Genomic DNA, 19,351 nt, shown 5'->3' on the forward strand with positions numbered 1-19,351 from the left:
CGCCGCTAACTCCGGAAGAATGCCGTCCGTCGCCGTGCTTCCGGCGGAATGACGCGGGTCGCCGGTCGGGCCGGCCGGGTTTTTCCGGAGTTAGCCGCGGGGGGCTGGCGAGTGGTGCAGTTTGGGGCTGAGGCGCGGGCAGCGGATGCCGGCGCTTCGGTCGCGCCGCGGCATCCGTTGCTCGACGGTTCACGTGGCCGGTTGTGCCGCTAACTCCGGAAGAATCGGGACCGGCGTTCCTGCTGCCGCGGAATGACGCGGGTCGCCGGTCCGGCCGGCCGGGTTTTTCCGGAGTTAGCCGCGGGGGGCTGGCGAGTGGTGCAGTTTGGGGGCGAGGCGCGGGCAGCGGATGTCGGCGCTTCGGTCGCGCCGCGGCATCCGTTGCCGTCGCCCCCAGCCCGCCACCGCGCCAGTGCGGGCTTTCTGCCGCCTATGGCACGGCGAGGTGGCAGTTAGGCCGCACCGGCGCGACCGGGGGAAGACGGGCGGGCACGCACGCTCGCGTGTGCGGGCTTTCTGCCGCCTGGCGGCCGGCGAGGCGGCAGTTGGGCCGCACTCGCGGTGATGAAAGGCGCGAGAAGGGCCGGGCCGACGTGGGCGGGCAAACGGATGCGCCCGCCGACCGGGAAGGTCGACGGGCGCAGCAGGAGGTGCGGCAGGTCAGGCGACCGTGCGGATCAGCTTTCGGTTGGCGAACTCGCCCATGCCGAAGCGACCGAGCTCGCGGCCGAAGCCGGAGCGCTTGACGCCGCCGAACGGCAGCTCCGCGCCCTCGGCGCCGACGCCGTTGATGAACACCATGCCGGCCTCGAGGCCGTTCGCGATGCGCTGCGCCTGTTCCGGGTCGGTCGTGAACACGTAGGAGCCGAGTCCGAACGGAGTGTCGTTCGCGAGCTCGACGGCTTCCTGCTCGGAGGCCACCTTGTAGACGCTCGCGACCGGGCCGAAGAACTCCTCGCGGTAGGCGTCATTCGACGGCGCGATGTCGGTGAGCACCGTGGCGGGGAAGTGCGCCCCGTCGCGCTCGCCCGAGAGCGCCACGGTGGCGCCGCCCGCGACGGCCCGGTCCACCTGGTCCTGGAGCCGGTCGGCGGCCGCCTGCGACGACAACGGCCCGAGCACCGTGTCGGGCGAGGTCGGGTCGGCCGGCGCAACGGCACCGAGCGCCGCCGTGAACTTGCCGAGGAACGCGTCGTAGAGCTCGTCGAGCACCAGGAACCGCTTGGCGGCGTTGCAGGACTGCCCCGAGTTGTCGAGGCGTCCTGCCACGGCGGCCTCGACGGTCGCGTCGAGGTCGTCGGTCGACATCAGGATGAATGGGTCGGACCCACCGAGTTCCAGCACCACCTTCTTGAGGTTGCGGCCCGCGATCTCGGCCACCGCCGCACCGGCGCGCTCCGACCCGGTGAGCGAGACGCCCAGCACCCGCGGGTCGGCAATGACGTCGGCCACCTGCTCGTTCGAGGCGTAGATGTTCACGTAGGCCCCGGTGGGGAAGCCGGCGTCGTGGAAGATCTTCTCGATCGCGGCCGCCGACTCCGGGCACTGCGGCGCGTGCTTGAGCAGCAGCGTGTTGCCGAGCACGAGGTTCGGCGCAGCGAACCGGGCCACCTGGTAGTACGGGAAGTTCCACGGCATGATGCCGAGGAGCACGCCCATCGGCCCGGTGCGCACGATCGCCGAGCCCTCGCCGTCGAGCAGGGAGATCGGCTCGTCCTTCATGAAGTCCGGCCCGTGGTCGGCGTAGTAGTCGTAGATCGCGGCGCTGAAGTCCACCTCGCCGAGCGCCTGCTCGAGGGGCTTGCCCATCTCGCGCACGATGATCTCCGCGAGCTCATCGCGCCGCTCGCGGTACAGGTCGGCGACGCGCCGCACCAGCGCGGCCCGGTCCGTCGCCGTCGACGTGCCCGACCACGCGCGATACTGCGTCGCCGCAGACGCGATCGCCTTCTCCAGCTCGTCGGCGGTGATGAGCGGGTACTCCGCCCCCCGCTCGCCGGTCGCCGGGTTGGTCACCGCATACTCGATCATTCCTTGCGTCCTTGCTCGTTGGTTTTCATTGTCCGAATGCCTACGCGAACGGGTCCGGGGTCAGAGTGTACTTGGTGTACAAGTACTCCTGAATGCCCTCGAAACCGCCCTCGCGGCCGAGCCCGGACTGCTTCACGCCGCCGAACGGCGCCGCCGCGTTGGAGATGACGCCCATGTTGAGGCCCATCATTCCCGTCTGCAGGCGTTCGATCATCCGCTGGCCGCGCGCCAGGTCTTTCGTATAGACGTACCCGACCAGTCCGTACTCGGTGTCGTTGGCGAGCTGCACGGCCTCGTCTTCGGTGTCGAAGCGGGTGATCGCCAGCACCGGGCCGAAGATCTCCTCACGAAGGATGTCGCTGCCGGGCCTCACATTGTCGACGACGGTGGGCTCGTAGAACGTTCCGTCGCCCGTGATGGGCGATCCGCCGGTGAGCACGGTCGCGCCGCGGTCCGCGGCATCCCGTACGAGCGCCTCGGCCTTGGCCACGGCGCGATCGTCGATCAGCGGGCCGATGGTGACACCTTCGTCGGTGCCGCGGCCGACCGTGAAGCCGTTCACGGCATCCGTCACCCGGCGGGCGAACTCGTCGGCGACCGAGCGGTGCACGATGAAGCGGTTCGCCGCGGTGCAGGCCTGGCCGATGTTGCGGAACTTCGCCGCCATCGCCCCGGCCACGGCCTTGTCGAGGTCGGCGTCGTCGAAGATCACGAACGGCGCGTTGCCGCCGAGCTCCATCGAGGTGCGCAGCACGCCCTGCGCGGACTGCTGGATCAGCTTCTGCCCGACCGGGGTCGAGCCGGTGAACGACAGCTTGCGCAGGCGCGGGTCGGCGATGATGGGGGCGGATACCTCGCCCGACGTCGACGTCGTGATCACGTTGACGACGCCGGCCGGCAGGCCCGCCTCTTCCAGAAGCGCCACGAAGTGCAAGGTGGTGAGCGGGGTGAGCTCGGCCGGCTTGATGACGACCGTGCAGCCCGCGGCCAGGGCGGGCGCGATCTTGCGCGTCGCCATGGCCAGCGGGAAGTTCCACGGCGTGATCAGGAAGCACGGGCCGACCGGGTGCTGTGACACGATCATGCGCCCGGTGCCCTCGGGGTTGGTGCCGTAGCGGCCGCTGATGCGCACGGCCTCCTCGCTGAACCAGCGCAGGAACTCGCCGCCGTAGGTCACCTCGCCCTGCGACTCGGCGAGGGGCTTGCCCATCTCCAGTGTCATGAGCAGCGCGAACTCGTCCTTGCGCTCGCGCAGCAGGTCGAACGCGCGGCGCAAAATGTCGCTGCGCGTGCGCGGCGGGGTCGCCGCCCACGCGTCGGCGGCTTCCACCGCGGCGTCCAGCGCGCGTGCGCCATCGGCAACGGATGCGTCCGCGATCGACTTGATCGCCCGGCCGGTTGCCGGGTCGATGACGTCGATCGTGCGGCCGGAGGTCCCCTCGACCCACTGGCCGCCGATGAACAGCTTGTCGGGAACCTTCTGCAGCAGCTCGGTCTCACGTGCGTCGGTCATGCAAACTCCTTCGTTGACTGTAGTGTCCAGTTCATCACGGGTAGAGGCCCCGCAGGCGGTGTGCTTCTGCGACGCGTTCCACGGCGAGCACGGTGGCGGCGGTGCGCAGCGACAGGGTGCGCTGGGTGGCGTAGTCGACCACCTGCTGCCAGGCGCTCAGCATCCGTTCCTCTAGCTTGGCCTCGACTTCGGCCGCGTTCCACCAGTACGCCTGGTTTGCCTGCACCCATTCGAAGTACGAGACGATGACGCCGCCGGCGTTGGCGAGGATGTCGGGGACGACGAGCTGGCCGCGGTCGGCGAAGATGCGGGCGGCGGCGGGGGAGGTGGGACCGTTCGCGCCCTCGACGATGACCGGGGCGGTGACGCGGGTCGCGTTGCCCTCGTGGAGCACGCCCTCGACGGCCGCGGGCACGAGCAGGTCGACGTCGAGTTCGAGCAGCAGGTCCCGGTCCAGCGGTTCGGCGCCGGGGAAGCCCATGACGGTGCCGGTCTCGTCGACGAACGCGCAGAGCCGCTCGATGTCGAGGCCGCCCGCGTTGTGGATGGCGCCGTACTGGTCGCTGATGCCGAGCACGCGCAGGCCCGCCTGGTGCAGGAACCGGGCGGTGTCCCGCCCGACCTTGCCGAAGCCCTGCACGGCCGCGCTGGCCCGGGAGGCACTGATGCCGCGGTGCTTCAGGGCCGCGAGGGCGATGTGCGTGACGCCGCGCGAGGTGGCGCTGGCCCGGCCCTGCGAACCGCCGAGGCTGATGGGCTTACCGGTGACGATGCCGGGAACCGTGTAGCCGGTGTTGACGGAGTAGGTGTCCATCATCCACGCCATGGTCTGTTCGTCGGTGCCGACGTCGGGCGCGGGGATGTCGCGTTCCGGACCGATGATCGGCAGGATCTCGCTCGTGTAGCGGCGGGTGACCCGCTCCAGTTCGGCCTTCGAGTGCAGGCGCGGGTCGATGGCGACCCCGCCCTTCGCGCCGCCGTACGGCACGTCGAGCAGGGCGCACTTCCAGGTCATCCACATCGCCAGTGCGCGCACCTCGTCGAGGTTGACGCCGGGGCTGTAGCGGAGCCCGCCCTTCGCCGGGCCGCGGGAGAAGTTGTGCTGCACCCGGTAGCCGGTGAAGAGCATGGTGCTGCCGTCGTCCGCGCGGAGCGGCACCGCCACGGTGAGCTCGCGGCGCGGCGTGGCCAGCATCGCGTGCAGGCCATCGCTGTAGCCGAGGAGTCCGGTGGCGACGGCGAGCTGTGCGCGGGCGTCGTCGAGCGGGGTCGCCTCCGGAACGAAGGCGCCGCCGCCGGACCGTGCGGAATGGGTGTCGGCGCTGCGGCGCTCGCCGGTGATCACGCCGCTCATGAGGCTGCCAGCTGGGACGCGACGACCTGCAGGCCCTCGACCAGGAGGTCGTCGGAGATGCTGAGCGGTGGTAGGAACCGGATCACGTTGCCGTAGGTGCCGCAGGTGAGCACGATCACCCCTTCCGCGTGGGCGCCGGCGGCGACCCGGGCGGTGAGTGCGGCATCCGGCTCGCCCGTCTTCGGGTCGACGAGCTCGATGGCCATCATGGCGCCGCGACCGCGGACGTCGCCGATGCGCGGGTCGACGGCCCGCATCGCGTTCAAGCGGCCGGTGAGGACCGTGCCGATCTCCCGGGCCCGGGCGACCAGGTCCTCCTCCTCGTAGGTGCGGATGGTGGCCAGGGCCGCCGCGCAGGCGAGCGGGTTGCCGCCGTAGGTTCCGCCGAGGCCGCCGACCTGCGGGGCATCCATGATCTCGGCTCGCCCGGTGACCCCGGAGAGCGGAAGGCCGCCGGCCATGCCCTTGGCCGTGACGACGAGGTCGGGCACGATGCCGAACAGCTCGCTGGCGAACATGGCACCGGTGCGGGCGAAGCCGGTCTGCACCTCGTCGGCGATGAACACGACCGTGTTCTCCCGTGCCCAGCGGGCGATCTCGGGAAGGAAGCCCTCGGCGGGGACAATGAAGCCGCCCTCACCCTGGATGGGCTCGATGATGATGGCCGCGAGGTTCGCGGCGCCGATCTGCTTCTCCATCTGGCTGATGGCGCGCCGGGCGGCGTCAAAGCCGCTCAGGCCGCCGTCGCGGTAGGGGTAGGAGAGCGGCGCGCGGTAGATCTCCGGGGCGAACGGGCCGAACCCGTTCTTGTAGGGCTGGTTCTTCGCCGTCAGTCCCATCGTGAGGTTGGTGCGGCCGTGGTAGGCGTGGTCGAAGGCGACCACGGCCTGCTTGCCGGTGTAGTGCCGGGCGATCTTCACGGCGTTCTCCACCGCCTCGGCACCGGAATTGAACAGGGCTGAGCGCTTGGCGTGGTCGCCCGGGGTGAGGCGGTTGAGCGCCTCGGCCACTTCCACGTAGGAATCGTACGGCGTGACGGTGAAGCAGGTGTGTGTGAACCGGGCCACCTGCTCCTGCACGGCGGCCACGACGCGCGGGGCGGCATTGCCGACGCCGGTCACGGCGATGCCGGAGCCGAGGTCGATCAGCGAGTTCCCGTCGGCGTCGACGACGACACCGCCGCCGGCCGCGACCGCGAAAACGGGCATCGTGCCGCCGACGCTTCCCGCGACGGCATCCGCCCGGCGTGCGAGCCACTCGCGGGAGGCGGGCCCGGGGAGGGGCGTGACGAGTCGACGTTCCTGGGGCAGCGCCGGTCCGCCGGTAACGGCCACGCTCGGCTGGTCCACGAGGGTCATGAGTATCTCCTTCGATGTTTCATGTCGCGCAAACGCTGCTCACGACCCCGCCAGATTACGGTCCCGCGCCTCCGACGCCCATCGACGCGATGTACACCATTGGGCGCATGCGTCGCCGACGTGTATAACAGATCCGTGGCTCCCGTTCTTCGCAACCTGCTCGACAACGACGTGCTGGAGCTGACCCTCCTCACCCCCGAGCCGGAGCTGCCCCCGGGAGTGCTCGACGTCGGCGTCGCGTGGGTGCACAGCTCCGACCTGCTCGATCCCACCCCCTTCCTCGACCAGGGGCACGTCCTCCTCATCACCGGGACCCAGTTCGACGCCGCCACAACGGATGCGGAGTACGCCGGCTACGTGGGCCGGCTGGCCGCCCGTCGCGTGGCCGGCCTCGGGTTCGGCACCGAAGTCATCCGCAACGGAACGCCCGTTGGCCTCCGCCTGGCATGCCTCGAGGCGGGACTCCCGCTGTTCGAAGTGCCCTACCGCACGCCGTTCATCGCCATCGCCCGGTTCGCCGCCGACCTGGTCGCCGAGGAGACCTACGCTCGCCGCACCTGGGCGCTCAAGGCCCAGCGGGCCATCTCGCTGGCTGCGCTCCGGCCGAACGGCCTGGCGGCGACGCTCGCGGAGCTCTCCCACCAGCTCGGCCACTGGGTCGCGCTCTACGACGCGACGGGCGCCCTCGACCGCGTGTTCCCGTCCACGACGCCCCGGCACCTGGTGGCCGGAGCGGTGCACAGCGAAGCCGTCGCCCTGCTGCGCAAGGGGCGCCGGGCGGGCTCGGCCATCGTCGTCGACGGTGAGACCCTGACGCTGCAGACGCTCGGTCGCGGCGAAAGCCTGCGCGGTGTGCTCGCCGTGGGCGGCGCATCCGGTCTCGACGACGCCGGTCATCAGGTGGTGACGAGCGTCATCGCCTTGGCCGGGCTGGCGCTCGAGCAGAACCACGAGCTCGACTACGCGCGTTCGCTGCTGCGTGCGGGTCTGTGGCACGCCCTGTTGTCGGGCGACGTGGAGCTGGCGCGCACGGTGGTGCGGCAGATGTGGGGCGACCTTCCCCGCGAGCCGGTGCGGGTCGGCATCATCGCCGGCGACCAGCGGACGATCGACACTCTCAGCGAGTCACTGGACCTGCGCGTCGCCGACCAGCCGGGAACCCTTTTCTACGCGCCGGACGGCGCGACCGTGATTGTCTGCGTCGGTCGTGACGCGGCCGATCTGCCCGAGGCGCTCGCCGATTCTTTCGACGTGACCATGGGCGTCTCCGACGAGGCACCGTACTCGCAGCTGCACCGGGCCCGGGAGCAGGCGGCGCACGCACTCGCGCGCGCGCACGACAGCGGCGAGCGCGTCGTCGCGTTCTCCTCCATCGCCCGGCAGGGAATGCTCGCCTTCCTGGCGCACGCGGATGCGCAGGAGATCGGTCGGGCCACCCTCGCGCCGCTCATCCGCCACGACGAAGTCGAGGGCACGGCGCTCGTGGAATCGCTGCGGGTATGGCTCGAGGAGAACGGCCACATCGAGCGCGCGGCCGCGCGGCTCGGCGTTCACCGGCACACCATGCGGGCGCGCATCGGCGACTGCGAGCGGGTGCTGGGGTACGACCTCGGCAGCTTCCACGCGCGGGCCGACCTGTGGGCCGCCCTGCTTGCGCTCGGCGCGCCCTCACGCGAGTCGTGACTCCTCACGCGAGTCGTGAGTTGTGGTCGTTATGACGCGGGGAATAACGACCACAACTACGGTTTCGCGTGGGAAGGGCCGCGGGAGGCGACGAGCTCGGTGAGCACGGCCACCAGAGCGTCCATCGAGGCGGAGTCGGGGGTCTCGTCGCTCAGGCCCGTGGCGGAATTGAAGTACAGCCCGTCGCCGACGAGCATGACCACTCGCGCCACCACCGGGTCGTCGACCGTGTCGGCGATGACGGCCAGCCACGACGCCTGCACACTCCGCAGCGCCTTCTGCACCTCCGGATGCGCGCCCTGCGCCAGGCAGGAGCACGCCACGATGGTGCGCTCGAGCTCGTTGGGGGAGCCGGCGGAGGCGACGGAGGTGCGGATGAAGTAGTCGACCACGCCGTTGGAGGCCGCACGCATCCGCTCGATGTCGACCTCGACCAGCACGTGCAGCCGCTCGATCAAGCCGGCGATGAGCGCGTCCTTCGAAGCGAAGTGGTAGAGCAGGCCGCCCTTGGAGACTCCGGCGCGGGCGGCGACGGCATCGAGGGTCGAGGCGCGCTCGCCGTCGCTGATGAGCAGGGCTTCGAACGCGCCGAGCACGCGGTCGCGAGCGGATGCGAGGTCGGGCCGGTGGTCCTTCTGTTCGGCTTTCCGTGGTGCCATACTGCTACTATACCGTCCAGCCGGTACAGTAAGGAGCGGGTCTTGACGATGCGAGCAGCAGCCAGCGCGGACACGGCCGAGCCGGTGCGCGCCGGACGGCGGCAGTGGGCGGCCCTGGCGGTGCTCATGCTTCCCGTGGTGCTCGTCTCGGTCGACAACACGGTGCTGAACTTCGCCCTCCCGGCCATCTCGAAGGCGCTGGAACCGAGCGGGGTCGCGCTGCTGTGGATCATCGACGTCTACCCCCTCGTGCTCGCCGCGCTCCTGGTCACCATGGGCGCGCTCGCCGACCGCATCGGCCGGCGCCGCCTGCTCCTGATCGGCTCCGTGGGCTTCGTCGGCCTCTCGGTGCTCGCCGCCTTCGCGCCGACCGCCGGCATGCTGATCCTCACCCGTGCCGCCCTGGGATTTTTCGGCGCGATGCTCATGCCCTCGACACTGTCGCTGCTGCGCTCCATCTTCGTGAACCGCGACCAGCGGCGGATGGCGATCGCCATCTGGGCGGCCGGGTTCGCGGCGGGATCGGCGCTCGGCCCCATCGTCGGCGGCCTGCTCCTGGCCCACTTCTGGTGGGGTTCCGTCTTCCTGATCGCGGTGCCGGTTCTCGTGCCGCTGCTGGTTCTCGTGCCGATCCTCATTCCGGAGTCGCGGGACCCCCGGCCGGGCCCGGTCGACCTCCCCAGCATCGTGCTCTCGCTCCTGGCCCTGGGCTCGCTCGTATACGGCATCAAGTCGCTCGCCGGCGCCGCCACCCCGCTCGTCGGAGCCGTCGCCGTCGTCATCGGCGTGATCGCGGGCGCCCTGTTCGTGCGGCGGCAGCTGCGCCGGTCCATCCCGATGCTCGACGTCCGGCTCTTCGGCCGGCCGGCGTTCACGGGCGCGGTGCTCGTGAACCTGCTCAGCGTGATCGCCCTGGTCGGCGGCCTGTTCTTCGTCTCCCAGCACCTCCAACTGGTGCTGGGGCAGGCACCGGTGGCGGCGGCGCTGGCCCTGCTGCCGGGACTCGTCGCCATGATCATTGCGGGCCTCGTCGTGGTGCCGATCGCGCGCCGCGTTCGACCGGGCATCGTCGTGCCCGTCGGACTGATGCTGTCGGCTGCCGGCTACGCCATGATCGCGGTTCTCGGGCAGCGTTTGTCGGTCGAAGCGTTCATCGTCGCGTTCGTGGCGCTCGGTGTCGGCATCGGCGCGGCCGAGACGGTGTCGAACGAACTGATCATCGCCACGGCGCCCCCCGACAAGGCCGGGGCGGCGTCCGCCGTCTCGGAGACGGCGTACGAGCTCGGGGCGGTGCTCGGCACCGCCATTCTCGGCACGATCATCACGGCGAGCTACCGGGCTGCGGTGGTGCTGCCGGCCGGGCTCACCACGCGGCAGGAGGCCGCAGCGGGGGAGACGATCGGCGGAGCCGCCGCCGTCGCGGAATCCCTCCCGGGGGCGAAGGCCGAGGCGCTGATGGCGTCGGCCAGGTACGCCTTCGACAGCGGGGTTGCCCTCACCGCGGGCATCGGCGCGGGCCTCGTGCTCCTGGCCGCCGTGGTGGCGGCGGTCATGCTGCGCCATGAGCGGTCGCACGGGTGACGGGCGGAACGCATCCGCTGGAGGGCTGGCGCTCACCGGAAGAGGTGATGCTCCGGTTCGGAACCAGTGGCGACGTGGTGTGGGCGGATGCCGGCGACGAGCCGGGCGACGGGCCCAGCATCATCGGGTGGGGCGACGCCCTCACCGCCGACGCCCTCGCGCCGGGAGCGGTCGCCGCGGCGCTGCACCTCGTCGAAACCGACCTGGCGGCGGGAACCTCACGCCCCTCCCCGCTCGGCTGGTACGGCTGGATCGGGTACGCGTGCGCAGCCCACACCCTCGGCGTAGACCCGCGCACCCTCACGCGGCCGGGCGGAACCGACCTCGCGATGCTGAAGGTGCAACGCGCGATCGTCTTCGACCACCGTGCACAACGGGCCCGTCTCGTGTGCGACAGCGATGACGCGACGGATGCCGCCTGGCGCCGCGAGGTCACCACCTGGTGGAGCTCCGCGGAGCGTGCACCGCTGCTCCCGCCGCCGCCAGTGGGGCGGGCGGCCGCGCGCTGGGCCGACAGCGACGCGCGCTACCTCCGTCTGATCGAGGAGTGCCAGCGCGCCATCACCGCCGGCGACGTGTACCAGGCCTGCCTCACGACGGGCGCCGTGGTCGACGGCGTCGACGACGACCTGGACGCTTACCGGCGGCTGCGCCGGCACTCGCCGGCGCCCCACGCCGCCTTCCTCCGCATCGGCGGCACGTCCCTCCTCAGCGCCTCGCCCGAGCGGTTCCTGTCGGCCACTCCGGCGGGACGGCTCGCGACCTCGCCCATCAAGGGAACGCGTCCCCGGGCCGACGACCCGGCGGCCGACCGCCTCGCCGCCGCCGAGCTCCTGGAGAGCGAGAAGGAACGCGCCGAGAACCTGATGATCGTCGACCTGATGCGCAACGACCTCATGCGCAGCTGCCCACCGGCATCCGTGGAGGTGACCGAGCTGTTCGCCGTGAAGAGCTACCGCCACGTGCACCAGCTCGTGAGCACGATCGAGGGCGACCTGCGGCCGGGTGTGTCCCCGCTGACGGCAGCGCTGGCGTGCTTCCCGCCAGGGTCGATGACGGGCGTGCCCAAACGCCGGGCGGTGCAGCTGCTCGCCGGGCTCGAGGGCGCGCCGCGCGGCGCCTACGCCGGAGTGGTCGGGCGCTTCGAGTATTCCGGCACGGCGGAGCTCGCCGTGGTCATCCGCACCATCGTCATCGACGGCGGCCGAGCGCGCATCGGCGCCGGCGGCGGCATCACCGCGCTGTCCGATCCGGCCGCGGAGCTCGCCGAGGTGAAGACGAAGGCCGCGCCCCTGCTCGCGGTGCTCGGCTCCCGCTGACCGCGCGCAGGGGCGCGGCGCCGCGAGCAGGCGACGGCCCGTCGTCGCCGAGGCGGACACTTCCGGTCGAGCCGGACAGGCGCACCTGGCCGGCTCGACCGCACCTGTCCGTTTCGGCGGTGCGCAGCGGGCGCGACGAGGGTTCAGGCGCTGGGCGCGTGGGCGGCGTCGGGCTCGCGAACGACGGATGCGCCGGCGCCGCGGGCGACGCCGGTCGACTCCCGCACGATGAGCTCGATCGGCACCTGCCGGGTGGCGTCGGGGAGCGGTGCGCGGTCGAACACGATGTCCAGCAGCGCGTCCACGCTCTTGCGGCCCATCGACATCCGTGGGAAATCGACGGTCGTGAGGTTCGGCCAGACCAGCGTCGAGGCGGGCACGTTGTCGAAGCCGGTGACGCTGATGTCGTCGGGCACACGGATGCCCCGGCGGCGCAGGCGGTCCATCAGACCGACGGCGACGAGGTCGTTGAAGGCGACGACGGCAGTGACCCCGCTGGCCACGGCGAGATCCGCGGCGTGCACGCCACCGGAGAAGTACGGCGGGAAATTGCCGAGCTCCACGAGCGTGAGGTCGGGGGAGGCGTCGCAGAACGACTTGAGTGCGGCGGCACGTTCCCGATTGGACCACGACGTCAGTGGGCCGGCCGCGTAGGCGATCTCGCGGTGCCCCAGGGCGACGAGGTGGCGCAGCACCGCCTCGACGGCGCCCACGTTGTCGAAGGTGATCGAGGGGATGTCGGGGAGGTTGCGGTTCACGAGCACCAGCGGTCCCTCGGCGGCGAGGTCGCGGATCTCGGCGTCGGTGCCGCGAGCGGAACAGAGCACCACACCGTCGACCTGCTTGATGAGGCCGTGCACGACCTCGGCCTCGACCGACGGGTCCTCGTCGGTGTCGGCGATGAACACCGCGTAGCCGGCCTGGCGTGCGCGGGCCTGCACGCCCTTGCTGATCCGGCCGAAGAACGGGTTCTCCAGGTCGGGAACGACCAGGCCGATGCTGCCGGTCTTGCCCGTGATCAGGCCGCGGGCGGCCCGGTTGGGCCGGTAGCCCATGGCGCGCGCGGTGTGCTGCACGAGCGTGCGGGTGGCCTCGGCCACCTGCTCGGGGTTGGCGAGCGCCCGAGACACCGTTGAGATGGAAACGCCGGCTTCCCGCGCAACGTCGCGAATGGTGACCGCCATGACGCAGACCTTCCTCGTTTCGACCTCACCGCGTGTGCGGTCGGACTGACTATAGCCCCGAATCGCCCTCACACTGAAACAAAAATTGCCCGAGTTGCAGAAATTCCATCTCGGAGTGATACACGGCCGGCGGCCCCGCTTTCCCGGGGCATAACGGCGGAAAACACCCGACGGGCGGCTAACGTTTCGGTCTCGGTCTTGACGCGTCCTCGACAGCGTCTTGACGGATCGATGAAAAGGCTTGCAGAATGAACAACAATAAACGGCGCGTCGGGCTCCCGAGGCGTGAGACTGCACAAGGTGGTGTCGATCATGTTCTCTTCTGACCTCGCCGCCTTGGGTGACACAGCTCAGACATCGCAGTCTGAAACCCAAGAAGAATGGACATAGCATGCGAACTCGCAAGAGCACCTATCTCGCATCCGCTGCCATCGTCGCCGTCGCCGCCATGGCGATGACGGGATGCTCGGCGCCGAACTCCGGGGGAGGGCAAGCGCCGGCAGCGACCAGCGCCAGCGACGTGCCCGACAAGCCCTCGAAGCCGGTCACCCTCAACATCCTCGACGTCGCCGGCAACCAGAAGCTCACCGGGCCCATGGTCGACGCGTTCGTCAAGGAGCACCCCGACATCATCTCGTCGGTGACGTGGGAGAGCGCCGGAGCCCCCGACCTTGTGGGCACCATCAAGCCGCAGGTCGACAGCGGCAACCTGTCGGTCGACATGGTCCTCACCGGCAACGACGGCCTCTCCGCCGGCATCAGCCAGAACCTCTGGGTGCCCATCGTCAAGGACTACAGCGACCGGCTCTCCAACATGGACAACTACATCGAACCGGCTGCCAAGATGCAGGAGCTGGCCGGTGACTTCGGCGTCGTCGTCACCTACTACCCCTCCGGTCCGCTGCTGCAGTACAACCCGGACGTCGTCAAGGACGTGCCGAGCACGCCCGACGAGCTGATGGCGTGGGCCAAGGCGCACCCCGGCAAGTTCGGCTATGCCCGCCCCGCCAACTCCGGCCCCGGCCGCACCTTCATGATGGGCCTGCCCTACATGCTGGGCGACAAGGACCCGAGCGACCCCGAGAACGGCTGGGACAAGACCTGGGCGTTCCTGAAGGAGATCGGCACGACGATCAACAACTACCCGACCGGAACCGGTCAGGTCATCTCGAACATGGCCGACGGCTCGTGGGCGCTCATCCCGACCACCACGGGCTGGGACATCGAGCCCCGCGCCACCGGCACGGAGCCCGCGTCGATCGAGGCCGCCCCGTTCGACGACTTCACCTGGGTGACGGATGCCCACTACGCGGTCATCCCGAAGGGCCAGTCGGCAGACAAGATCTCCGCCATCCTGCTCCTGCTCCAGGACATCCTGACGCCGGAACAGAACGCCAAGGCGTACGACCACGGCTACTTCTACCCCGGCCCGGCCGTTGAGGGCGCGACCCTCGACAAGGCGCCGCAGGAGAGCCAGGACACCATCAAGAAGTTCGGCCGCGACTGGTACGACGACCTCATCGAGAAGATGCCCAAGGCCACGCCGCTCGCACCGGACAAGCTCGTGAAGGCATTCGACATCTGGGACCGCGAAGTCGGTTCCGGCAAGTTCCAGGAGAAGAAGTAACACTATGTCCCTTACGGCTAGCGCTTTTGACACCCTTGAACTGAAGGACGTCGGACGCAGTTTCGGTGGTCGGGAAGCGTTGGCCGACCTCAACCTGACGATCCGGGCAGGGGAGTTCATCGCCCTGCTCGGACCGTCGGGTTGCGGTAAGTCGACCGCGCTCAATTGCCTCGCCGGCCTGCTGCCGCTGACGCACGGCGAGATCCTCATCGACGGCAAGCGGATCGACGTGCTCCCCTCCGAGAAGCGCGACTTCGGCATGGTGTTCCAGAACTACGCCCTGTTCCCGCACCTGTCCGTCGCCAAGAACGTTGCCTTCGGGCTCGAGGTTCGCGGCGTCGCGAAGGCGGAGATCAAGCGTCGCGTGAGCGAGGCGATCGCCCTGGTGAAGCTCGAGGAACACGCCAAGAAGCTTCCCGGTCAGCTTTCCGGCGGCCAGCAGCAGCGTGTCGCGATCGCCCGCGCGGTCGTGCTCGAACCGCGGATCGTGCTGATGGACGAGCCACTGTCGAACCTGGATGCCAAGCTGCGTCTGGACATGCGCACCGAGATCCGTCGCCTGCACCAGTCGCTCGGCCTCACCACCGTCTACGTCACGCACGACCAGGAGGAGGCGCTCTCGCTCGCCGACCGCCTCGTCGTGCTGCGCGAGGGCCGCGTGCAGCAGATCGGCACGCCCACCGAGCTGCACAACAACCCGGCCAACTGGCACGTCGCAGACTTCATGGGCTACCGGAACCTGCTCGACATGGAGCTGACCGAGGTCTCCGGCAGCGAGGCGCGGGTGAGCGGGCACGGGCTGTCGCTGGCCGCCACCCTCGCCCAGCCCGCCAAGCCCGGCGACACCGTGCGCATGGCCATGCGCCCGCACGACCTGAACGTCGTGAACGACCACACCGTGACCACCGGGCGCAACGTGTTCACCGCCACGGTGGGCGTGGTGGAGTACCAGGGCCGCGAGTTCGCGGTGGAGGTCACCACCTCAACCGGGCAGCGCCTGTTCGTGCACGCCGAGACCGCGCCCCGCGTGGGCGAGGAGGTCACCCTCGTGCTCGACCCGGCGCGCGCCCTCGTCTACCAGCAGAACCTCGACGCCGGTGTCAGCGAGGAAGAGCGCGAGCACCAGGAGCTCGCCGAGGTCGGATCATGACCGCGATCACCGAGACGCACCGCCCGAACCTGCCCAAGGGCACCTCGACGGCGAGCCGGGCGCACCGGCTTGCCGAGCGCGGGGTGGACACCAAGCTGCTCATGCTGCTGCCGGCGATCGTCTTCGCGCTGGTGCTGTTCGTCTACCCCTTCTCGTACGGCATCGGGCTCACCTTCCAGCCGCTGCCGGAGATCCAGGACAAGTTCGGCGGCGGCATCTTCGCCAACTACGTCGCCTTCTTCAAGGACCCGTTCATCTTCGACTCCGTGTGGATCACCATGCGGCTCGCGTTGCCGGTGGCCCTGTTCAACGTCATCGTCTCCATTCCGATCGCGTTCAAGCTGCGCCACAAGTTCCGCGGCAAGCGGTTCATGTCGACGCTGCTGGTGCTGCCGATCACGCTCGGCACCGTGCTCACGGCGCAGGGCCTGCTGATCTTCGCGGGCCGGCAGGGCTGGCTCAACCGGTTCCTCATGGAGACCGGGATCATCTCCTCGCCGCTGCCGCTCGTGAACAACTACCTCGGCGTGGTGTTCTCGCTCGTCATCTCCGGGTTCCCGTTCGCCTACCTGCTGATCTCCTCGTACCTGTCGGGCATCGATCCGTCGCTCGAGGCGGCGGCCAAGACGCTCGGCGCCAACTGGAAGCAGCGCTTCACGAAGGTGACCCTGCCGCTCCTGGCGCCGGGACTGGCGACCACGTTCATCCTGACCTTCGTGCTCGCGTTCAGCGTGTTCCCGTCGGCACGGCTCGTCGGTGATCCGCTCGGCGGCACCCGCGTCATGGCGCTGATGGCCTATCGCTCGTTCGCCGAGCAGATCAACTACAGCATGGCATCCACCATCGCCATCATGATGGGCGTCGTCGAGCTGATCGTCATCGCCATCGTCCTTCTCGGGCGTTCGTTCCTCTATAAGGGGTCAACCGGAGGGAAGGGCTGATGTCGAGCCACACTGCACAGCACGACGCCGCCGCGACGGAAGTCGTGAACATCGCCGAGAACCGCAACCGCGGCAAGCTGCCCCCGGGCGAGAAGCCGCTGGTCGCCTCACCGGGCACCTGGTTCGTGTGGGCGGGCGTCGCGGTCTTCTTCATCTTCCTGTTCGGGATCATCTCCAGTGTCGTCGTCGACTCCTTCGGCAAGGGCTGGTTCACGACCTGGCTGCCGCAGGAGTTCACGGTCAGCTGGTACCAGAGCGCCTGGACCCGGTTCGACCTCACCCACATCCTCGGGGTGACGCTCGTCGTCGCCTTCGTGGTCGTGGTCGTGTCGATCCTGGTCGGGGTGCCGGCGGCGTACATGCTCGCCCGGCGGAACTTCCCGTTGAAGCGGCTCGTCATGGTGCTGTTCCTGCTGCCGATCCTGATCCCGCCGATCACCTTCGGCATCCCGCTGGCGACCGTGATGTACAACTTCGGCCTCGGCCGCACGCTCATCGCCGTGATCCTCGTGAACCTGGTGCCCTCGATCCCGTTCGTCATCATCACGATGACGCCGTTCATCGAGCAGATCAACCCGTCGATCGAGAACGCGGCACGCATGTGCGGCGCGAGCATGCGGCAGGTCTTCGTGCGGGTGCTCACGCCGCTCCTGATTCCCGGCATCCTGGCCGCCGGCATCCTGATCCTGGTGCGCACGGTGGGCATGTTCGAGCTGACGTTCCTCGTCTCCGGACCGCAGTCCGACACGCTCGTGGTGGCGATCTACCGGGCGATGACGAGCGCCGGCGGGTCGGAGGCGCGCGCCCTCGTCTCGTCGATGGGCGTGATCTACACGGCCATGATGCTCATCATCCTGATCATCGCCCTGCGGTTCATCAACCCCACCCAGCTGGTCGCCCAGGTGAAGGAGTCGCGCGAGGACTAGCCCCGCGCCTTGCCGTCGCCACGCGGCCGGGCACCGAAAACAGGACGATCTGTCCGTATGTCGTCGAAAACAGGACGACTGCGCGCCAGACGGGTATCGCTTCCTGTTTTCGCTACCCGCATCACCGAACTACCCATTGGAGTCACGCATGTCCCACCAGCCCCGGCTGTCGCTCGAAACACTCGCGGAGCATCCGCCGACGGACACCCGGGTGGTGGGGCCGGCGGTCGACGCCGCCGCGCTGTCGATCGGGATCGTGCACTTCGGTATCGGGGCGTTCCACCGGGCCCACCAGGCCGTGTACACCGAGCTCGCCGCCGAGGCGACGGGCGACACCGGCTGGGGAATCCTCGGCGTGACCGGCCGCTCGGACTCCGTCGTGCAGCAGCTCGCACCGCAGGACTGCCTGTACGGCGTACTGCAGAAGGGCGCCGACGACACCGAGCTGCGGCTCATCGCGTCGGTGCGGGGTGCCGCCTGGCCCGGCCGCGACTCCGAGCTCGTGGTCGCGACGCTCGCCGCGCCCACGACGCACATCGCCACGCTCACCATCACCGAGAAGGGGTACCTGCGCGGTGCCGACGGCTCGATCGACCTCTCGGCGCCGGCCGTGCAGAACGACCTCGATCTCGTCGGGAGCGAGCTGGCCGGTGGTGCCGACGAGCGGATGTCGCAGACCCCGATCGGGCTGCTCGTGAGGGGGCTGGCGCGTCGATTCCGGCAGGGCGGCGAACCGTTCACCGTCGTGCCGTGCGACAACCTGGTGGGCAACGGCGAGGTGACGCGAGCACTGGTCACGTCGCTGGTTCGTGCGGTCGGCGGGGCGGATGCCGCGGCCCGCGACCGGCGAGACGGCCTGCTCGGCTGGCTGGAGGCATCCGTTTCGTTCCCCTCCACCATGGTGGACCGCATCGCGCCGGCCACCACCGACGCCGACCGCGACGAGGCGCTCGCGCTCCTCGGGCTGCGCGACGAGGCCCTCGTCGTCGCCGAGCCGTTCCGGCAGTGGGTCATCGAGGACGATTTCGCCGGACCGCGCCCGGCGTGGGAGCAGGCGGGCGCCATTATCACGGCCGACGTCGCCCCCTACGAAGCCGTGAAACTGCGCACCTTGAACGCCACGCACTCGCTCCTGGCCTACCTCGGCGCCCTCAAGGGGCACCGCACGATCGCCGAGGCCGTGTCCGACCCGGCCCTGCGGGACGTCGCCCGCGCGGTCATCGACGACGACATCCTGCCGACGCTCGTCGCGCCGGAGGGCATCGACCTGGGGGAGTACCGCGACAGCGTGCTCGAACGGTTCGCCAACCCCAACCTCGCGCACACCACCAGGCAGGTGGCGATGGACGGATCGCAGAAGCTGCCCGGCCGCATCCTCGGCACCGCGCTCGACCGGCTCGAGGCGGGGCACACGCCGAACGGCCAGGCGTTGGCCGTCGCCGCGTGGATCAGCTACATCGCCGCGACCCTCGAGCCCGGCGGCCCGACGCTCGACGACCCGCTCGCAGCCGTTCTGCAAGCCGCCGTCGGGTCAGCGGATGCCGTGACCGGCGACCCCGAGGCCCTCGTCGACCGGGTGCTTGCCCTCGATGCTGTATTCCCCGCCGCCCTCCGCAATTCGGCCGTGTTCCGCGCCGCGGTCGTCGCCCAGCTCCCGGTGGTGCGGTCCCTCACCGCCCGCTGAGCTGCCCCTCACCCACGCCAAGGAACCCGGCGTGCCCTCCCCGCGTTGCTAATTCAGGAAAATCGCGCCCCCGGCGGCAATGCGGCCCCGGACCTGTCCCGGACCTCTCTGGTCCGAGTCACGGAGTCCGGAAGATTTCCTGAATTAACAGCACGGGTATCGGCATGAGCGCTGGTGTGGGGACGTGCGGCGGCGCAGCCAGCGTGAGCCGCGGCATCCGCTGCCCTCGTGCCCGACCTGGCGCGTAACTCCGGAAGATTGCCCACCGCGCCCGCGGAAGGCCCCGCAAACATGCGCTCCCCGGGCACTCAGCCGGAAAATCTCCGGAGTTACGCGCAGGG

The 19,351-nt window shown here is 69.9% G+C and carries 14 protein-coding genes; 8 read left to right on the plus strand and 6 right to left on the minus strand.

The window, feature by feature from the left end; translation table 11 throughout:
* Positions 1 to 660: 660 nt before the first annotated feature.
* The 4 genes from EEJ31_RS06990 to gabT are packed head-to-tail and all read right to left on the minus strand — an operon-like array spanning position 661 to position 6,256.
* Positions 661 to 2,031, minus strand: coding sequence for an NAD-dependent succinate-semialdehyde dehydrogenase (locus EEJ31_RS06990; protein ID WP_123045590.1), 1,371 nt, complete (start codon positions 2,029 to 2,031; stop codon positions 661 to 663).
* A gap of 40 nt (positions 2,032 to 2,071) precedes the next feature.
* Positions 2,072 to 3,544 (minus strand): NAD-dependent succinate-semialdehyde dehydrogenase, encoded by a 1,473-nt coding sequence (locus EEJ31_RS06995; protein WP_123045591.1) that lies wholly within the window; start codon positions 3,542 to 3,544, stop codon positions 2,072 to 2,074.
* A gap of 34 nt (positions 3,545 to 3,578) precedes the next feature.
* Positions 3,579 to 4,898, minus strand: coding sequence for a Glu/Leu/Phe/Val family dehydrogenase (locus tag EEJ31_RS07000; protein WP_123045592.1), 1,320 nt, complete (start codon positions 4,896 to 4,898; stop codon positions 3,579 to 3,581).
* A complete protein-coding gene (gene gabT / locus EEJ31_RS07005) occupies positions 4,895 to 6,256 on the minus strand; it encodes a 4-aminobutyrate--2-oxoglutarate transaminase (protein WP_123045593.1) in 1,362 nt (453 codons plus the stop codon). Before gabT ends, EEJ31_RS07000 begins: the two co-directional genes overlap by 4 nt.
* Before the next feature lie 135 nt (positions 6,257 to 6,391).
* Here gabT and EEJ31_RS07010 point away from each other — a divergent pair, with 135 nt between their 5' ends.
* Positions 6,392 to 7,939, plus strand: coding sequence for a helix-turn-helix domain-containing protein (locus EEJ31_RS07010; protein WP_233563780.1), 1,548 nt, complete (start codon positions 6,392 to 6,394; stop codon positions 7,937 to 7,939).
* 56 nt (positions 7,940 to 7,995) lie between these two features.
* On the opposite strand, the gene EEJ31_RS07015 is transcribed toward EEJ31_RS07010, so the two are convergent.
* Positions 7,996 to 8,598 carry a TetR/AcrR family transcriptional regulator gene (locus tag EEJ31_RS07015; RefSeq protein ID WP_123045595.1) on the minus strand — a complete coding sequence of 201 codons (603 nt, stop codon included), beginning with the start codon at positions 8,596 to 8,598 and terminating at the stop codon, positions 7,996 to 7,998.
* A gap of 48 nt (positions 8,599 to 8,646) precedes the next feature.
* On the opposite strand from EEJ31_RS07015, the gene EEJ31_RS07020 reads away from it, so the two are divergent.
* Together EEJ31_RS07020 and EEJ31_RS07025 are read left to right on the plus strand one after the other, a co-directional pair.
* On the plus strand, positions 8,647 to 10,179 hold the full coding sequence (locus EEJ31_RS07020) for an MFS transporter (protein ID WP_123045661.1): 1,533 nt from the start codon (positions 8,647 to 8,649) through the stop codon (positions 10,177 to 10,179).
* On the plus strand, positions 10,176 to 11,498 hold the full coding sequence (locus EEJ31_RS07025; RefSeq protein WP_148040143.1) for an anthranilate synthase component I family protein: 1,323 nt from the start codon (positions 10,176 to 10,178) through the stop codon (positions 11,496 to 11,498). Before EEJ31_RS07020 ends, EEJ31_RS07025 begins: the two co-directional genes overlap by 4 nt.
* Before the next feature lie 143 nt (positions 11,499 to 11,641).
* Here the strand turns inward: EEJ31_RS07025 and EEJ31_RS07030 are convergent, their stop codons facing one another.
* Complete coding sequence (locus EEJ31_RS07030) at positions 11,642 to 12,682, minus strand: LacI family DNA-binding transcriptional regulator (RefSeq protein WP_123045597.1); 1,041 nt, start codon at positions 12,680 to 12,682, stop codon at positions 11,642 to 11,644.
* 391 nt (positions 12,683 to 13,073) lie between these two features.
* Here EEJ31_RS07030 and EEJ31_RS07035 point away from each other — a divergent pair, with 391 nt between their 5' ends.
* The 5 genes from EEJ31_RS07035 to EEJ31_RS07055 all read left to right on the plus strand — a co-directional run bounded on the left by EEJ31_RS07035 (position 13,074) and on the right by EEJ31_RS07055 (position 19,010).
* On the plus strand, positions 13,074 to 14,309 hold the full coding sequence (locus tag EEJ31_RS07035; protein WP_123045598.1) for an extracellular solute-binding protein: 1,236 nt from the start codon (positions 13,074 to 13,076) through the stop codon (positions 14,307 to 14,309).
* Between the two features lie 4 nt (positions 14,310 to 14,313).
* Positions 14,314 to 15,459, plus strand: coding sequence for an ABC transporter ATP-binding protein (locus EEJ31_RS07040; protein WP_123045599.1), 1,146 nt, complete (start codon positions 14,314 to 14,316; stop codon positions 15,457 to 15,459).
* On the plus strand, positions 15,456 to 16,400 hold the full coding sequence (locus EEJ31_RS07045) for an ABC transporter permease (protein ID WP_123045600.1): 945 nt from the start codon (positions 15,456 to 15,458) through the stop codon (positions 16,398 to 16,400). Before EEJ31_RS07040 ends, EEJ31_RS07045 begins: the two co-directional genes overlap by 4 nt.
* The gene (locus EEJ31_RS07050) at positions 16,400 to 17,326 is read left to right on the plus strand and encodes an ABC transporter permease (protein ID WP_123045601.1); all 927 of its coding nucleotides are present in this window, start codon (positions 16,400 to 16,402) and stop codon (positions 17,324 to 17,326) included. The genes EEJ31_RS07045 and EEJ31_RS07050 overlap by 1 nt, the downstream gene beginning before the upstream one ends.
* 148 nt (positions 17,327 to 17,474) lie before the next feature.
* The gene (locus EEJ31_RS07055; protein ID WP_123045602.1) at positions 17,475 to 19,010 is read left to right on the plus strand and encodes a mannitol dehydrogenase family protein; all 1,536 of its coding nucleotides are present in this window, start codon (positions 17,475 to 17,477) and stop codon (positions 19,008 to 19,010) included.
* The last annotated feature ends 341 nt before the right edge of the window (positions 19,011 to 19,351 follow it).

The sequence above is a fragment of the Cryobacterium tepidiphilum genome (assembly GCF_003716325.1).
GTDB classification, from domain to species: Bacteria; Actinomycetota; Actinomycetes; order Actinomycetales; family Microbacteriaceae; genus Cryobacterium; species Cryobacterium tepidiphilum.

What these genes read in the sequence shown, in the direction of transcription:
- EEJ31_RS06990 (WP_123045590.1), bottom strand. Translation starts at nt 2,031, where the DNA reads ATGATCGAGTATGCGGTGACCAACCCGGCGACCGGCGAGCGGGGGGCG.
- EEJ31_RS06995 (WP_123045591.1), bottom strand. Translation starts at nt 3,544, where the DNA reads ATGACCGACGCACGTGAGACCGAGCTGCTGCAGAAGGTTCCCGACAAG.
- EEJ31_RS07000 (WP_123045592.1), bottom strand. Translation starts at nt 4,898, where the DNA reads ATGAGCGGCGTGATCACCGGCGAGCGCCGCAGCGCCGACACCCATTCC.
- gabT (WP_123045593.1), bottom strand. Translation starts at nt 6,256, where the DNA reads ATGACCCTCGTGGACCAGCCGAGCGTGGCCGTTACCGGCGGACCGGCG.
- EEJ31_RS07015 (WP_123045595.1), bottom strand. Translation starts at nt 8,598, where the DNA reads ATGGCACCACGGAAAGCCGAACAGAAGGACCACCGGCCCGACCTCGCA.
- EEJ31_RS07020 (WP_123045661.1), top strand. Translation starts at nt 8,647, where the DNA reads ATGCGAGCAGCAGCCAGCGCGGACACGGCCGAGCCGGTGCGCGCCGGA.
- EEJ31_RS07030 (WP_123045597.1), bottom strand. Translation starts at nt 12,682, where the DNA reads ATGGCGGTCACCATTCGCGACGTTGCGCGGGAAGCCGGCGTTTCCATC.
- EEJ31_RS07035 (WP_123045598.1), top strand. Translation starts at nt 13,074, where the DNA reads ATGCGAACTCGCAAGAGCACCTATCTCGCATCCGCTGCCATCGTCGCC.
- EEJ31_RS07040 (WP_123045599.1), top strand. Translation starts at nt 14,314, where the DNA reads ATGTCCCTTACGGCTAGCGCTTTTGACACCCTTGAACTGAAGGACGTC.
- EEJ31_RS07045 (WP_123045600.1), top strand. Translation starts at nt 15,456, where the DNA reads ATGACCGCGATCACCGAGACGCACCGCCCGAACCTGCCCAAGGGCACC.
- EEJ31_RS07050 (WP_123045601.1), top strand. Translation starts at nt 16,400, where the DNA reads ATGTCGAGCCACACTGCACAGCACGACGCCGCCGCGACGGAAGTCGTG.
- EEJ31_RS07055 (WP_123045602.1), top strand. Translation starts at nt 17,475, where the DNA reads ATGTCCCACCAGCCCCGGCTGTCGCTCGAAACACTCGCGGAGCATCCG.